Below are 15,970 nucleotides of genomic sequence, written 5' to 3' on the forward strand. Positions count from 1 at the left end.
AACCGTTCCTGAGCTTCTAATTAATCGGTAAAAGATCGCTTAGACCATAAAATCCAAGCGATCCTTTTTTCCACTAATTAATTTTTCACCTGAGTTTTGCAATAAACATCAACAAAGTGAATAGGGTTTAATTTTTCACCCGTTACACGGCTAATTTTTTCATTCCAGTGATAAAGGGCAGCTGGTTTGAAAAATTGTTTGATGAGCATTTCTCCCGTTTCTTTTGTGAAAAATTCAGGAGAAATTTCCGTTTCAATATGACGATGAAGCTGTGCTGCCATTAATTCTCCAAGTAGATAATTTTGGTAGTAAATAGGTGCGAGTGTAAAATGAATTTTTGCAGCCCAATCGGGATTATCAGTTGAATCAGGAGGAGTGACTAGCTGAACTTCACTAACTGTTTTCCACCATAAAGCGTTTAAATCTTGATCGGGATTTTCGTACAGTTCTTTTTCAAAAAAAACAAAGGTAATAATCCATCTTACTGAAATGAGCATTTGTAACTGTTGGTACTTTTCTAATTCAGGGGCAAGCTCATTTACTGTTGCTTCATCAACTTGTAAGAAGCGCTTTAACCAACGTGGCTCTTTTCCCATTTTTCCAAATAACATCGCGATTGCTTCGGTTGTTAACGTATGACTTACTGTACGTAATCCGAATGGAAGGCTAGGGTCTACATATTTGAAATAAGCCGCATGGCCAAACTCATGCAGGTTTGTTTCCATCCAATACGCATCTTCCGTTAAATTACAAAGGACACGAACGTCACCTTCGCGATCAATATCTGTGCAAAAGGCTGTTGGGTTTTTCTTTTCTCTAGGGAACAAATCGCTTTTTGCATAGAGGTCATCTATTTCGATTCCCATAGAATTAAACGTATCTGTTGTGATTTGGACAATATCCTTCCCTTTGTAAAAAGGATCCAGATTGGTTGAATCAGATGGCGGTGCCTCTTGGAAAAAAGGATCGACATAATGCCACGGGCGTATATCCTCAGGATTAATTCCAAATTTAGTTGCTAAACGTTCATCGAGTTCTTTCTTCATCGAGCGGTAGGCTTCATCTGATTGGACAATAAGTTCGTTGAAAATAGCGAATACCTCGTCACGATCAAGTTCTTGCAGAGCAAAGCCCATTTGATGATAGTTATCAAACCCGAGTAGTTGGGCAGCTTCATTGCGCTTTTTCACAAGCTCGAGCAGGCCTTTTTCTACGACTTTACCAACTTCCTTACTTGCAAACCATACTTTTTTGCGTAATTCTTGGTCATCACTATTAACCAATATCTCTCGAATATCATTGGCAGAATACTTCTTGCCATCCACAACAGGCTCGTATGTGTTAAATAATAAATTAAGTTCAGAAGAGCGTTTTGATAAATCAGCAATCACTTCTTCAGGGAGTTGATTCCCTTCCATTGCGCTTAGTAGAAGTTGAAGCTGACGCTTTTCAATCTCGGTTACGTTTTCCGTTGCTAGAAATTGTTTTGTTTTCTCGTATGAATCTTTTGAAGAGAATAAAAGTTTGTACCTAGTTTCAGCTTCACTTAATTTAGCAGCCCATTTAGGATCCCCAGTTGTTTGAGCCATCCAGCTTGCTTGAGCTCCATCTTTAGATAATACTTGCATTTGGGCATTGATATCTTTTAGAAATGTTTGGAGTGTTTCCATTTTTATCGCTACCTTTCTATAACTAAGTATCACAATAGTAACATTATTAACAATTCGTTAAAGGTTTTCTTAAACCTTTAAAAGCTTATAAAATATTTAAAAAGTCATTTATATACGATAAGGGGAATTTAAATTAAATCAAGGAGTATTTTTATTACTTTGAAACGATATATAAAATTGTACTTTATATTACTGAATAATTTGAAGAGACAATTCGGGTATAGAAGTAATAACCTTAGTGCGGTTATATAAGAAGTAAAAAAAGCAACCAATCTTTCTAATGAATAAAAGGTGGTTGCTTTTACTGTATTTTTTATCAACATTTAATTCTGTTCTCCACACCTGTATAGACTCGGACTTGATTACGTCCTTCTCCTTTAGCTTCGTATAAAGCCTTATCTGCCTTATTCAAAAGTTGATATAGAGTTTCGTCTTTTTCTGTTGCCTCAGCAACTCCACAGCTTAAAGTAACGGAAATGTCTCCTTCTGGAGTAGGAAGGGGACGTGACTCTATAATCTTTCGTAATTGATTGGCTATTTTTTTACTCTCAGATGCTGTTCTACCCTTTAATGCGACAACAAACTCCTCACCTCCGTATCGAGCAAACAGCATCTCTTTATTCATCTGTGACTGGCATAATTTAGCAATATGAATCAATAATTGATCTCCGACTGGATGACCGTAAGTATCATTCACCTTTTTAAAATAATCAATATCCATTAAAACAACTGTATATGGAGATGATTCCTTATTCGCTGCTGCAAACTCTGCATTACATTTTTCGAAAAAAGCTCGTCTATTAAAAATCTGTGTAAGTTCATCACTGTATGCTTGTTGTTCTAATTTTACTTGTAATGTTTTAATCTCAGTGATATTCGTAAAAATGATTAATAAACCTTTACGATCTTGCAATAAAGAAGTACGGACTTGATAAATCCGTTTTTCCCGATTGTCACCTAATTGTATTTCTTGAGTTCCTATAGAATCTTCTAAATTGAAAGGAACGGATTCACCTGATATTTCAAAATAAACTTGATTAAAACCTATTCCTAGCGCTGATTTATTTAGCTTTGGAAACAACCTCTGACATGCCTGGTTAAATTCAATAAGTTGATGGGATTCATCCAAAACGATCACCCCGTCATTGATACTATTAAAAATAGCATCTTTAGCAATTGGCATGATCGTAAACATTCGAGAGGAGTTAATTGCCCATAAATATAATAACGAAGCCGACCATAAAACCATTGGAACTGGGTCAATTCCTTTAGGAGTGACTCCAATTAAATAAAGAAAAGCTGTTAGCATGGGAATCAATTGACCTAACAGTAATGCGACCAACTGCACACGATAAATCTTTGCAGTTTCTCTCCAACGGGAAAGTACGAGTAAAAAAGCAACAAACATGCAGCCAAATGTGTAAACTCCATGAATGGCATACCAAATTCCAATCTCTTGATAAATATAAGGAGCGCCTAATACCGGATCAATTTGAAATACCTTATAATGTAAATGATGAAGATCATTTGTAGCTACCATAACAAAACTAATCACAGGGATGGCAAGAATAGCGATTATTCTTATTTTTGTTAATTTCTTTCCAAGATACTGCATGATAAACAATAATCCTAGAGGAGAAGAAATAGGCATGCCGATATATTGTATGATGGTCCAAAACTTTATTTGTTCAAGTGTTGTTCCTGTTAAACCTAAAGCAGAGGCAAAACAATAAATAGCAATAAAAGAAGTATAAAAAATAAAAATATATGCAATCGTTTTATAACGATGCCTATTTATAAATACATGTATACATAAATATAGATTGAGTACTCCTGATGTACAAATTAGAGTGATATATGCGGTTAACAATGAATTCACGATGGACTCCTTCTTTTTCAATTAAAAGGTAAAAGTCGCAAATAAAAGAAAGATTACCTTCTTTTAGAATACTCCTCGTAGGTATTTTACAGGAAAAAGAAAACAATGTATATTTCTCCTATTCTATAATTGTTACAATTTTAAGAAATCTTTACTAGGTAAAGCTTTTCGGTCTAATTCAAAAATGTTCTTTATGCAGCATTCCTTGCCGGGCTATAAAACCAAAAGACAATATGAAAGAAGCCAAAAAAAATGAAGAAACTCATAATTCATTGGCTTATGTATTGAATTGACTAGATTAAAAAAATATATGTTCATTTGAAATAATTTTCTCCTATTTTGGTGTAGCTACAATCATTCGCTATAAAGATGGCTAACGGGTAGGTTTCCTAAAGAAGGTCAAGATACTGTTCAAATGGAATTAATACATATATAGGTTAAAATAGGGGGTTGTAAAATGGAATTTGAGCTAAATCTTAAAAACAAAAGAGTTAGAGTATGGTTGTGGCTAATGGTACCTGCCTTTATTTTATCGATAGCATTGTTCATTTATTTGCCTTCGGGAAATAGTGTATACGGTGCTATCCCACTTATAGTTAGTTATTTCATTTATTTCGGTTGGAGTAAGGTGAAAAATAGACAAACACAAAACTAATTATTATATAGTGATGAAGAAGGTTTATGGTAAATAGATGGATGATAGTATTCATTTCAATTTAGCAGCATCATGGATGTTTGAACCTGAATATGTTAAAATATTACTATCTAAATATTCCGATAGTAGTGTTTAGATAATATTTAACTTTGGAGGTTGATATTATGGTAAACAGAAAAAATATTGGATTGCATAATACTAGTGGGAAAACGTCTAGATACTAATAATATAGCGTTTCCCCAATTTTGAAAGGGGAAAATCATTTGAAACAAACTTTGTTAGTTATTGATGCACAACAAGATTTAATCGATGGAAATAAAGAAGAAAATGCCGTTTATAATAAGGTGGAACTGATTAAGAAAATTAATTTAGTTATTGAAAAAGCAAAAATTTCCCATGTTCCAGTTGTCTTTGTGAGGGATTTAGATGTAGCTGAAGGAATAGGGAAAGGTTTTCAGCTTCATGAAGAAATTAATATACCTCTAGATTTAAAGATTTTTGATAAATCCGCAACAAATTCTTTTTATGGGACTGGATTACTGAATTACTTAAAATCACAAAAGATTGAGCATGTAGTTATAATGGGGTGTAAAACTCAGCACTGTATAGACAGTGCTGTTAGAACAGCAACGATTAGTGGGATGGATGTTACATTAGTAGGTGATGGACATTCAACTACAGATAGTGGTGAGTTAAGTGCGGAACAAATAATCAAACATCATAATGAAACCCTTCATGGTCATTACAATGTCGATCATTTCTCAATTGTTAGAAATGCAGGGGAAGATTTGTTTCATCCAATTCATGATTCCTTTAGATGAGTTGAAAATATAGTCTAAAATAAACTACGCAAAAAACAAGTAAGCTTTAATAACTGTCATCTATATGTCGATTCTTGAGATCACAAGATAAACGCAGGGGGTGCATACAAAGCCTCTGCGTTTATTTATGTGATCTTGTTCTTGTTGCTAGGAAAATGCAACTTTTTTACTAATTTCATTCCTCTCTCTCAATCAAATAATCAAGATACCAGCCCATTGCATTTTACAAGACACTTATTTTTTATTCCCCTTTTTTTGAAAGGCAACGATCACATTCCATTAAATATGCTTCTTCCAACTCATGAGCTTTATTCCCGCATTCTGGGCAAATCCTACCTGACATTCCTTTGTACATTTCAATGGTTTGTTTAAATAACATTTTAATCCTCCTAATATGGTACAGTTTTAATAAAAAACCTTTGATATAGTACAGTATATAGGTAAATGCAGAAAATGTGTAGGTTTATATTTAGAATTTTAAAAATTTACTCTTTTTAAAAAATAAAGGGATATAAAGATATTTCTGATTTTCGCTTCCAACGAAAAGAGGTTTCGATTACAATCATAGTTGTGATATTATTTATAGTTAATTGTTTTTATAGAAGAGGGGGCCGATGACATTTTGCTCGAGATTCTTCATTTATTCAATCCAATGCTTATTTTTGTCGCGATTGTTCTGACATTCATTGCATCCTATACGGGATTGGATTTATTTTCTCTTACACGTTCAACTGAAAGAAATAAATTGTTCTTATTCCTAGGTGGCACCTTTTCACTTGGGGTTGGCATTTGGATTATGAACTTTATTGGTATGGTTGCGATTAATATGAATGGATCAGCAACTTATAATATCCCGTTAACTGTTCTGTCACTTGTATTCGGAATTACATTTACTGGAATGGCTTTCTATTGTGTAATTGATCAAAATTTAAAGTTTCGTCAGCTGCTTTTTGGCAGTTTTTTTATGACAGTTGCTGTATTATCCATTCATGTAACTGGCATGTATGCGATGAAAATGAACATTGCTTTTGATCCGATTTTATTTACAATTTCAACTTTGTTAATTTTTGGATCATTCGTTTTTTCCTATTGGATGCTTTTTTACTCAAAAAGCATAATTAAATTTAATGAGTTTTGGCTTATGCCGATTAGTGCATTTTTAATTACTAGCTCCATTGTTGAAGGATATTTGCTGCTGCTTAGAGCATCCTCATCACTAAATCGACTGGGGACTGAGCAAAGCACACCTAATCCTGAATCTTATTTGATCTATCTTGTCGTATTCGTCTCCATCTTAATTTTAAGTGGATTGATTGGATCAAGAACAATTACAGCAAAAATGCTTGCTGCTAGTAATATTAATTTACAGGATATTAAGTCAGCACTTGATGAATCCTCTATTGTCACGATTTCAAACCCTGATGGAGTCATTACGTATGTAAATGATAAATTTGTAGAGATTTCGAAATATCAAAAAGAGGATATTCTTGGTAAAACACATAATTTATTAAATTCTGGAATACATTCACCAGAATTTTTCAAGGAATTATGGGAAACAGTTACTTCAGGTGAAATTTGGAGAGGCGAGATTTGTAATCGTTCAAAAGAAGGGAAGCTTTATTGGGTAGAGACTACGATTGTCCCCTTCCTTAAAAAAGGAGGAGCTCCTTATCAATTTGTCTCCATTCGAACAGATATTACCGCATTAAAAACAACTGAAAAATATCTAAAAGAAACGCTTAAAGAAGTAAGTGATATTAAATTTGCTTTAGACCAATCCTCGATCGTTGCTTTTACAAATGAGAAGGGAATTATTACAAATGTAAATGATCGATTTTGTGAAATTTCAAAATTCAGCAGGGATGAAATTATTGGCAAGACACATTCAGTAATCAATTCTGGTTACCATCCAAGAGAGTTTTTCCTAGAATTATGGAAAACGATAGGCAGTGGAGAAGTATGGAAAGGTGAAATTCAAAATAAAGCAAAGGATGGGACTTTATATTGGGTGGATACAACGATTGTTCCATTTATTAATGAAAAAGGGAAGCCCTATCAATACTTAGCCATTCGTAATGATATCACTGAACGAAAAAAGAATGAAGAAATTATGCATAGACAGGATAAGCTTGCGACAGTTGGCCAACTTGCCGCAGGAGTAGCACATGAAATTCGTAATCCACTCACTTCAATGAGAGGGTATACAGAATTTCTGCAGCTTGATGAGACAAACACGGAACGTCAAGAATATCTAGAAATAATTCTAGATGAAATCGATCGCGTTAATAATATAGTCGAAGATTTCATGATGCTGGCGAAGCCAAAAACAGTTGTACTTGTTGAGAAAAATATTATTCCCATTTTGAAAAATGTGCTCACATTATTTGAATTCGAGGCAAGGAAGAGAAATATAAAAATAGCACTTGAATTTAATGATGATGATATTTTAGTGGAATGTGATGAAAATCGACTAAAACAAGTATTAATAAATTTTGTGAAAAATGGAATGGAAGCAATGCCAACTGGTGGAGAAATAATAATAAAGACTAGAATTGTCAATCAATCTGTTCATATATCGATTAAAGATACTGGAATCGGAATTCCACCAGAGAAGTTGAAAAGAATTGGCGAGCCTTTCTATACGACAAAGAAGAAAGGCAACGGACTCGGTTTAATGGTTAGTTTCCATATCATTGAAAGTCATGCGGGGAAAATAGATGTGGAAAGTGAGCTTAATAAAGGAACTACATTTACAATCAAACTGCCAGCAAAAATTGCATGAAAAAAGGAAGGGGAGCCCTTCCTTTTTTTGTCTGTTTATTTATTGACTTTCTGATCTTCTTTTTTTACGAAATAGCTTTGAACAGGCTTCACGATGCTCTCAAATTTCTGACTCAAAAAATCGATGCGTTCAAATAGTGAGGCTCTCAAGTGATCGAGTTGACGAATTATTTTTTGAGTAATCGCTTCCTGCTCATCCAATCGATTCATCATAGTTGTATGGTAAATCTCTTGAACCTCAAGCTGTTTAGAAATGTCATTATATTGTGTGTGTTGTTTATTTAATTGAGTTGACATATCTTCTGAGAGTAATTCAAATTGATTCATTTTCCCAGTTAACTGTTCAGTTGAACGATGTTGTACAGATACTTGATCAAGTATTGCTTGATTAATCAAGCTTTCATTTTCGATTTTTTCTACTAACAGTTGGATGATCGCTTCTTGTTTCTCGAGTTTTTTGTAGAGAGAATCAAATTGCATATTTTGCTTTACTGACGTATGGTTGATGCGATTATTTACATCGGAAAATGAATTTGATAGTAGATTTTCCATTACGGTGTATGATTCAGCTATCTGTTCGTTCATCTTATGTTGCTCTTTTAATGCCTCTTGAAGAAAATTATAGCGATAATCAACTTGATTTGGGAAATCCTCTAACTCAAGCAGATTATGAAAAAGTTTTGGTGAAACATTACGGTTGCTAAACATCTGGAATACATCACTCCTTTTTAACCTTTTAATTATTCTATGTTTATGTAGTTAAAATGGTGGCATTAATAGGCAGATACCTAATTCGCTTTGTTCTTCACTGGATAATTTGATGTTGTTTTTAAGTGCACAATAAATTAAATGATCATTGTGTTTGAAATTAACCTAATTTATAAAAACCTATCCAAAAGTTTTACAGCAATGGGAATTTTTTATTATAATAGAAGAGATAGAGTGTAATTAGTTTACGACTTAGTAGTAAAACCGTTACACTAGTAATGAAAGGGATATCTTTTATAAGTTTGTTCCTATTAAAATAATTTTTTGGGAGGATGAAAAAGATTATGGCTATTTCATTATCAAAAGGACAAAAAGTTGATTTAACAAAAACAAACCCTGGATTATCAAAAGTAATTGTAGGGCTTGGGTGGGACACAAATAAATATGACGGCGGACAAGACTTTGACTTAGATGCAAGTATTTTCTTACTTGATGCGTCTAGCAAATGTGCTTCTGATAAAGATTTTATTTTCTATAATCAATTAGAAGGCGGAAATGGATCTGTTGTACATACTGGTGATAATCGTACAGGTGAAGGAGACGGCGATGATGAGCAAGTAAAGGTTAATCTAAGCGCTGTTCCAGCTACCATTGAAAAAATCTCATTTGTTATTACGATTCATGATGCAGAAAGCCGCGGACAAAACTTCGGACAAGTTTCTAATGCATTTGTTCGTATCGTAAACGAAGAAACAAATGAAGAAGTGATCCGATATGATCTTGGAGAAGATTTCTCAATCGAAACAGCTGTTATTGTTGGTGAATTATACCGTCATAATGGTGAGTGGAAATTCTCTGCTGTTGGCTCTGGCTACCAAGGCGGATTAGCACGTATCGCTACAGACTTTGGCTTAAATGTAGGATAACCAAATTACTTTATACAACTTAAATGTGTTTTAAAGTATGTCAATGAAATCTTATTGCCATTCCTTAAAACATAGAAGCAGGGGACTTAATGTCCTTTAAACAGAGATATAAAGCCAGGTAGATTAGTCCACTGCCTGGCTAATTTTATATTTAGGTGATGGAGGGGTTATCGATGGGAATACAATTATCAAAAGGTCAAAGAATAGACTTAACAAAAACAAATCCTGGATTAACTAAGGCGATAATCGGTCTTGGCTGGGATACGAATAAGTATCAAGGTGGCCAAGATTTTGATTTAGATGCTTCAGCTTTTCTTGTTGATGCAAATAATAAATGCCAAAATGATCTTGATTTTATTTTTTATAATAATCTTCAACATCCAAGCGGATCTGTTATTCATACGGGAGATAACCGTACAGGTGAAGGGGATGGAGACGATGAGCAATTAGTAGTTGACTTCACCAAAATTCCTGCAAGTGTCCATCGCATCGGAATAACTGTAACAATCCATGATGCTGAACAACGCATGCAAAATTTTGGTCAAGTATCCAATGCATTCGTTCGCTTAGTCGATAATGCTACTAACCAAGAATTATTGCGTTTTGATTTAGGTGAAGATTTTTCAATTGAAACGGCAGTAGTCGTCTGTGAATTATATCGACATGGGAATGATTGGAAGTTTAATGCAATTGGCAGCGGATTTTCTGGTGGTTTGGCTTCATTATGCCGAAATTACGGATTACAAGTATAATTAGTGAAGGAGCCATTACAATTAAAATGGCTCCTTTTTATCTATATAAGTACTATTAAGAAGAGAATGGACCATAAACTATAAAAAGCACTGAAAAAATGAGGTGTGAAGTATGGCGATTCATATTGTGAAGCAAGGTGATTCTTTATGGTCAATCTCACAAACTTATCAAGTGTCGATTCCTACGATAATAAATACCAATCAACTGAATATGAATTTCATTATTCCTGGCTTGGCGCTATATATTCCGGATAATCGCTTACCTATTCGATCCGTTATCATTTCAAATGGAGATACGTTATCGAAATTAGCACGTAAATATTATACGACTGTAAATCTCATTCTTTTAGCTAATCCTGGGATTCATCCAAATAAACTAATGATTGGTCAAAAAATAACGATCCCGTCCCCGATAAAACCATCAATGACAACGCTTGGCTTCTTTGTTCCATATTCAACAGAAGCTTTTCTTCCACAATTCAATCAAATGGCCAATAATCTCACGTATCTAGCAGTCGTTTCCTATTCATTAACAAACGAGGGATACGTATATCAGTTATTGAATGATACGCAAATTCTAGCAACATCCAAAAATTTAAATGTTATTCCCTTATTAATGATTAGGAATTTTCTAAATGAAGAATTTAGTTCGGAGCTCATCGGGCAAGTTCTGGAGAATCCCTTTTATCGACAAAATTTGATTAATAGTTTGCTAAATTTCATTAACGAGAAAGGATATGGAGGTGTAAGCATAGATTTCGAATTTATCCCTCCCGCAAGAAGAAATGATTTCAATTTATTTCTTAATGAACTAAAAAATGCACTTGGACAGTATATCCTACATGTAAATGTCCATGCAAAAACGGAAGATATCCCAACAAATCGAATTATTGGTGCATATGATTATGAAGCAATTGGGGAAGCTGCTGATATGGTTGCAGTTATGACAATCGACTATGGATACCCAACAGGACCACCGAATCCAGTTTCGCCAATTGGGTGGATGGAGGAAGTTATAAAGTATTCGACGAGTTTAATTGAACCACAGAAATTGCAAATAGCCCTGCCTTTATATGGGTATGATTGGAGGATAAGTGATAATAAAACGAGAGCTTTTTCGCTTTTAGGTGCGCAAAATTTGGCCATCACATCAGGTTCAATCATCAGATATGACCAACAAGCTGCAACACCATGGTATACGTATTGGAATGGGACAGAAGAACATATTGTTTGGTTTGACGATATCCGCAGCTTTAGTGAAAAATATAAGCTAATTGATCAGTACAACTTATTAGGAACTACCTATTGGCAGTTAAGCCTAGCATTTCCGCAAAATTGGGCTTATATGGATAGTCAATTTACAATTTTATAAAATAATATAAAAAAGACGCCAATTAGGCGTCTTTTTACGTATTGCGGCGATTGACTGCACGCCACATCGTGCATTTCCATTTATAGGCTGTCATTCGTCTTACGCAATTAGCTCATCGCATAAATTATAATAACATATTAATTATCAATAATGCAATGAAAATGTAACCTTTTTTTATCATATCGTTTAATATATAGATAGAACGATAAGAAATAAGTAGGGAGATTTTATGGAACAACTGAAAAAAATTTGGGAAGCTATTCGACGTTTTTGGAGGAAAAGGCATCTGACGAAAATTTTGCTGCTCATTTTACTCACACTTTTATTATTTACAATCCTCTTTTTTGCTTTTATTGCTGCAACTGCAAACGTAGAAACATTAAAGGACGGATTAAAGCAATCAACCGTTATTTATGATAAAAATGAAGACGTGGCAAGTAATCTAGCTACAAACAGATCTGAAGGCATTCAGATTGAAGAACTGCCTGATTATGTAAAAAATGCGATTGTTGCGATTGAGGATGAACGCTTTTACGATCATAATGGGTTTGATATTAAGGGGATTGCACGTGCCTTTTTCAAAAATATTTTTGCTGGAAGAATTACGGGTGGCGGAAGTACGATTACCCAACAGTTGACAAAGAATGCACTGCTTTCTTCAGAAAAAACGTATCGCAGAAAAATTGAGGAGCTTTTCTTGGCAGTAGAAATTGAAAAAAACTATAAAAAAGATGAAATCCTCCAAATGTATATGAACCAGGTGTATTTCGGCAGCGGTGCATGGGGAATTGGACAAGCTGCTAATAAATACTTCAATAAAAATGCAAAAGATTTAACAATCAGTGAATCTGCTATGCTTGCTGGATTATTGCAATCCCCATCGGCAAGAGATCCCTTTAAGCATTATGATCGTGCGCTGGAACGTAGAAATGTTGTGTTAGGAAAGATGAAGGAACATAACATGATAAGTGAAAGCGAGTATGAACAAGCGATTGCTGATAAAATTCAATTGAATGAAGGCAGTGGGAGCTATATTGAAAGAAGTTACCCTTATTATGTGGATGCTGTGCTTGATGAAGCTATTAATCAATATGGACTTACCCAAGAGGAAATTTTCACTAGAGGATATCGAATCTACACTGAATTAGATCAAAATCTTCAAGAATCTTTAGAAAAAGTATATGAAAAGGATTCTCTATTTCCAAAAGGCAAAAATGGCATGCTTGTTCAGAGTGGTGCAGTGCTTTTAAATCCTCAATCTGGAGGGGTTCGTGCACTTGTCGGAGGTCGAGGAGATTATGTCTTCCGCGGATTTAATCGTGCAACTCATATTAAGGCGCAGCCTGGCTCAACATTAAAACCGCTTGCTGTGTATACTCCAGCATTGGAGGAAGGCTATGATGAATCATCCATTTTAAAGGACGAACCGATTGTATTTGATAATTATAGTCCTGAGAATGCGACAAAAGAGTATTCGGGGAATGTGACCATGTATAAAGCGATTGAGGAATCATTAAATATTCCAGCTGTATGGCTGCTCGATCAAATAGGGCTTGAAAAGGGGCTTGACGCACTTAACCGATTTGGTATTCCGCTAGAGGATGAGGATGAATATTTAGGAATTGCTTTAGGAGGCATGCATAAAGGAATTTCACCTATGAAATTAGCGGAAGCCTATTCGACTTTCCCAAATGGTGGGAAAAAGCATGATGCCCATCTGATAACAAAAATTGTTGGTCCGACAGGAAATATTATCGTTGAACGAAAGAAAAAAACTGTGAAAGTGACATCAAAAAAAGTTGCGAATCAAATGACTTCTATGTTACTTAATGTAGTTGAATCGGGTACTGGCAAAGGAACAAAGATTGATGGAGTGAATCTAGCAGGGAAAACTGGAACGACACAACTCCCATATAAAGATATCAATGGAACGAAGGATCAATGGTTTGTTGGATACACACCAAATATTGTTGGAGCAGTATGGTTAGGGTATGATCTGACCGATCGCGAACACTATTTATCTAGCAGCAGTTCAAAAACAGTTGTTCCATTGTTTAAAGAAATCATCACGCAATCATTACCTTACATTGAACAGGAGGATTTCTCTACTAAATCAATAAATGAAAAGAATGAGAGAAAGAAAACGAAAGAGGAAGTGGAGCGTACAATTAAAGATTCAGCAGAAAAGTTCCAAGAAGAACTTCCAAAATGGAAAGAGAAATTCATGGATGTAATAGAAGAAATTGATCAATTTGCTGATTTTCTTATAGAGAAATGGGGAAAAATGATAAATGATTAAATAGCTGGAGAATCAAATGTCTGCTAAGAAAGACATGATTCTCCCATTTTTTTGTGTATGTTATAATTAAAATGAACAATGATAGCACAATGTTAGCACCAGCTATCAGATTGCTATCATAATGATACACTTTACTAGCACCCTAAGAAAATAGGAGGGATAAATCATGAACGAAGAGGATAAGAAGGTCCAATTAAATGTTCGAATTTCACTTGAAACTTCAAGAATGCTTGATGAAATTGTCAATTATTATCAACAAAACACAAAGCTAGGAAGAATTTATAAAGGTGATGTTCTGACAGATATTATCGAAAAATCCTTTGCAGTAATGAAAAAGCAGCAAAATAAGAGATTCTGATTACTAATTCTCATCGGAATATTGTCAAAATTATTCGATTTCGTTACTATTCTATATAAGGATGGTGGTTCGATGCGAATAAGAACAACTAAAAAAAATCTAGATAATTTCAAGTTTGGATTAACAACCTTATTCTTAAATATTGGATTTTATAGTTTAATATTATTTATCTTATTATTTTTCATGGAACTATTTAGTTAGTGAAAATAAATAGCAATTACTTTTAATTGAGTCGGTATTAATGTTATTATTAAAGCTGATTCTTAAAAGTAGGAGATGATTGATATGGCAAAAAAGGGATACATATTGATGCAAGGCGGAGAAAAGATTGAATTTGAACTATATCCAGATGTAGCACCAGGAACAGTTGCTAACTTTGAAAAGCTTATAAATGAAGGGTTCTATAATGGATTAACATTCCACCGTGTAATTCCTGGATTTGTTAGCCAAGGCGGATGCCCAAGTGGAACAGGCACCGGCGGTCCAGGCTATACGATTAATTGTGAAACAGAAGGCAACCCTCATAAGCATGAAGCTGGTTCATTATCAATGGCACATGCAGGCAGAAATACAGGTGGAAGCCAATTCTTTATCGTTCACCAGCCACAACCTCATTTAAATGGTGTACATACGGTATTCGGTAAAGTAACATCAGGAATGGAAACTGTTTTATCAATGACAAATGGCGATGTTATGGAGAAAGTTGAAATAACAGAGGCATAATCTATTTTTGAGGAGCCATAATTGGCTCCTTTTTTGATTACCTTTAGTAGATAGGAGAATGTTCTATGAACCCGCTTCAAGATTATTTAAAAGAAAATCTTGATTTGTTATTTGTCGGCTTCAATCCTAGTATTCGCTCAGCAGAGACCGGACATCATTTCGCTAACCCAAATAATCGATTTTGGAAAATACTTTACAAGTCCGGATTAACACCAAGAATGTACAATGCTACCGAGGATTATATGCTCCCTAACATCGGGTTTGGCCTTACAAATATCGTATCAAGACCAACAAAGGCAGCTGATGAAATTACAAAAGAAGAATATCAAATCGGTAGAGAAGAATTAAAGAGGAAATTAGAATTCTACAAACCAAAGATAATTTGCTATGTGGGGAAAGGTGTATACCAAGAATTTAGCCGTAACCGAACAATCCCTTGGGGAAGGCAGGAGAATCCGGTAGTTGCTGGCATGATTGATTTCGTTGCACCCTCATCTAGTGGACTTGTGAGAATGAAGCTAGAGGATGTAATAAACATTTATGCAGAAATTCCCGTCCTTTTAAGAGAAAATCATATTGAATAAAGGATCAGAACATCTTACTTTATCCCTTTTATAGACAGTATGAACTCGCTAGTAGATTCCCATTTTTAAAGGAGAAAAGGAGCCAAGTTTATTGAAAAGTTTTACAGAAAGAGCAGTGGAAGTAATTAAAAGTATTCCTGCTGGCAAAGTAATGACATACGGACAAATTGCAAGGCTTGCAGGCAGTCCAAGAGGGGCAAGACAAGTAGTTAGAATTCTGCATTCAATGAGCGAAAAGTATCATCTCCCATGGCATCGTGTTATCAATAGTAAGGGAGAAATCGGGCTGAAAGATGATGAATTGTATTCGATTCAAAAGCTTTCACTAGAAAGTGAAGGAGTTGAAATTCAAATGGACGGGAGAATAGTGCTACAAAGATTTCAATATTTCCCTGATGAAAAGAAAAGTTAGTTATGTTTCTGCTCATACTTGACTATACTA

General features: G+C 34.6%; 15 protein-coding genes. 11 read left to right on the forward strand and 4 right to left on the reverse strand.

The features are described from left to right. Window positions 1–77: 77 nt before the first annotated feature. A complete protein-coding gene (locus tag J2Z40_RS01625; RefSeq protein WP_066394353.1) occupies window positions 78–1,670 on the reverse strand; it encodes a M2 family metallopeptidase in 1,593 nt (530 codons plus the stop codon). 316 nt (window positions 1,671–1,986) lie between these two features. Continuing rightward, window positions 1,987–3,549 (reverse strand): diguanylate cyclase, encoded by a 1,563-nt coding sequence (locus J2Z40_RS01630; protein ID WP_066394351.1) that lies wholly within the window; start codon window positions 3,547–3,549, stop codon window positions 1,987–1,989. Window positions 3,550–4,006: 457 nt separating this feature from the next. Between J2Z40_RS01630 and J2Z40_RS01635 the strand changes: the two genes are divergently transcribed. Together J2Z40_RS01635 and J2Z40_RS01640 are read left to right on the forward strand one after the other, a co-directional pair. Further along, window positions 4,007–4,204 carry a hypothetical protein gene (locus tag J2Z40_RS01635; RefSeq protein WP_066394348.1) on the forward strand — a complete coding sequence of 66 codons (198 nt, stop codon included), beginning with the start codon at window positions 4,007–4,009 and terminating at the stop codon, window positions 4,202–4,204. 263 nt (window positions 4,205–4,467) lie between these two features. After that, window positions 4,468–5,025 (forward strand): cysteine hydrolase family protein, encoded by a 558-nt coding sequence (locus tag J2Z40_RS01640; protein WP_066394344.1) that lies wholly within the window; start codon window positions 4,468–4,470, stop codon window positions 5,023–5,025. A gap of 241 nt (window positions 5,026–5,266) precedes the next feature. On the opposite strand, the gene yhfH is transcribed toward J2Z40_RS01640, so the two are convergent. Continuing rightward, window positions 5,267–5,404, reverse strand: a complete 138-nt coding sequence (gene yhfH / locus J2Z40_RS01645; RefSeq protein WP_083953898.1) for a protein YhfH — start codon at window positions 5,402–5,404, stop codon at window positions 5,267–5,269. Window positions 5,405–5,647: 243 nt separating this feature from the next. Here yhfH and J2Z40_RS01650 point away from each other — a divergent pair, with 243 nt between their 5' ends. Next, window positions 5,648–7,807: a PAS domain-containing protein gene (locus J2Z40_RS01650; RefSeq protein WP_066394342.1), complete on the forward strand. Its 2,160-nt coding sequence runs from the start codon at window positions 5,648–5,650 to the stop codon at window positions 7,805–7,807. 35 nt (window positions 7,808–7,842) lie between these two features. On the opposite strand, the gene J2Z40_RS01655 is transcribed toward J2Z40_RS01650, so the two are convergent. Further along, the gene (locus J2Z40_RS01655) at window positions 7,843–8,514 is read right to left on the reverse strand and encodes a hypothetical protein (RefSeq protein ID WP_066394340.1); all 672 of its coding nucleotides are present in this window, start codon (window positions 8,512–8,514) and stop codon (window positions 7,843–7,845) included. A gap of 344 nt (window positions 8,515–8,858) precedes the next feature. Here J2Z40_RS01655 and J2Z40_RS01660 point away from each other — a divergent pair, with 344 nt between their 5' ends. The 8 genes from J2Z40_RS01660 to J2Z40_RS01695 all read left to right on the forward strand — a co-directional run bounded on the left by J2Z40_RS01660 (window position 8,859) and on the right by J2Z40_RS01695 (window position 15,940). Beyond that, on the forward strand, window positions 8,859–9,440 hold the full coding sequence (locus J2Z40_RS01660) for a TerD family protein (RefSeq protein WP_066394337.1): 582 nt from the start codon (window positions 8,859–8,861) through the stop codon (window positions 9,438–9,440). Between the two features lie 173 nt (window positions 9,441–9,613). Then, a complete protein-coding gene (locus J2Z40_RS01665) occupies window positions 9,614–10,192 on the forward strand; it encodes a TerD family protein (protein WP_066394333.1) in 579 nt (192 codons plus the stop codon). Between the two features lie 112 nt (window positions 10,193–10,304). After that, window positions 10,305–11,564 carry a glycoside hydrolase family 18 protein gene (locus J2Z40_RS01670; RefSeq protein ID WP_066394332.1) on the forward strand — a complete coding sequence of 420 codons (1,260 nt, stop codon included), beginning with the start codon at window positions 10,305–10,307 and terminating at the stop codon, window positions 11,562–11,564. Between the two features lie 229 nt (window positions 11,565–11,793). Next, window positions 11,794–13,863 (forward strand): transglycosylase domain-containing protein, encoded by a 2,070-nt coding sequence (locus tag J2Z40_RS01675; RefSeq protein ID WP_066394327.1) that lies wholly within the window; start codon window positions 11,794–11,796, stop codon window positions 13,861–13,863. A 166-nt stretch (window positions 13,864–14,029) separates the two neighbouring features. Continuing rightward, window positions 14,030–14,221, forward strand: a complete 192-nt coding sequence (locus J2Z40_RS01680) for a hypothetical protein (RefSeq protein WP_066394326.1) — start codon at window positions 14,030–14,032, stop codon at window positions 14,219–14,221. A gap of 285 nt (window positions 14,222–14,506) precedes the next feature. Further along, on the forward strand, window positions 14,507–14,944 hold the full coding sequence (locus tag J2Z40_RS01685; RefSeq protein WP_066394324.1) for a peptidylprolyl isomerase: 438 nt from the start codon (window positions 14,507–14,509) through the stop codon (window positions 14,942–14,944). 65 nt (window positions 14,945–15,009) lie between these two features. Then, the gene (locus J2Z40_RS01690; RefSeq protein WP_066394317.1) at window positions 15,010–15,528 is read left to right on the forward strand and encodes a mismatch-specific DNA-glycosylase; all 519 of its coding nucleotides are present in this window, start codon (window positions 15,010–15,012) and stop codon (window positions 15,526–15,528) included. A 91-nt stretch (window positions 15,529–15,619) separates the two neighbouring features. Further along, entirely contained in the window at window positions 15,620–15,940 is a 321-nt protein-coding gene (locus tag J2Z40_RS01695; RefSeq protein ID WP_083953897.1) for an MGMT family protein, read from the forward strand. Window positions 15,941–15,970 lie beyond the last annotated feature (30 nt).

Origin of the sequence: Cytobacillus eiseniae, assembly GCF_017874625.1 — a bacterium.
GTDB classification, from domain to species: Bacteria; Bacillota; Bacilli; order Bacillales; family Cytobacillaceae; genus Cytobacillus; species Cytobacillus eiseniae.

Coding starts and splice junctions, on each gene's coding strand:
- J2Z40_RS01665 (WP_066394333.1), top strand. CDS start 9,614: ATGGGAATACAATTATCAAAAGGTCAAAGAATAGACTTAACAAAAACA.
- J2Z40_RS01660 (WP_066394337.1), top strand. CDS start 8,859: ATGGCTATTTCATTATCAAAAGGACAAAAAGTTGATTTAACAAAAACA.
- J2Z40_RS01680 (WP_066394326.1), top strand. CDS start 14,030: ATGAACGAAGAGGATAAGAAGGTCCAATTAAATGTTCGAATTTCACTT.
- J2Z40_RS01685 (WP_066394324.1), top strand. CDS start 14,507: ATGGCAAAAAAGGGATACATATTGATGCAAGGCGGAGAAAAGATTGAA.
- J2Z40_RS01675 (WP_066394327.1), top strand. CDS start 11,794: ATGGAACAACTGAAAAAAATTTGGGAAGCTATTCGACGTTTTTGGAGG.
- J2Z40_RS01655 (WP_066394340.1), bottom strand. CDS start 8,514: ATGTTTAGCAACCGTAATGTTTCACCAAAACTTTTTCATAATCTGCTT.
- J2Z40_RS01690 (WP_066394317.1), top strand. CDS start 15,010: ATGAACCCGCTTCAAGATTATTTAAAAGAAAATCTTGATTTGTTATTT.
- J2Z40_RS01635 (WP_066394348.1), top strand. CDS start 4,007: ATGGAATTTGAGCTAAATCTTAAAAACAAAAGAGTTAGAGTATGGTTG.
- J2Z40_RS01625 (WP_066394353.1), bottom strand. CDS start 1,670: ATGGAAACACTCCAAACATTTCTAAAAGATATCAATGCCCAAATGCAA.
- yhfH (WP_083953898.1), bottom strand. CDS start 5,404: ATGTTATTTAAACAAACCATTGAAATGTACAAAGGAATGTCAGGTAGG.
- J2Z40_RS01670 (WP_066394332.1), top strand. CDS start 10,305: ATGGCGATTCATATTGTGAAGCAAGGTGATTCTTTATGGTCAATCTCA.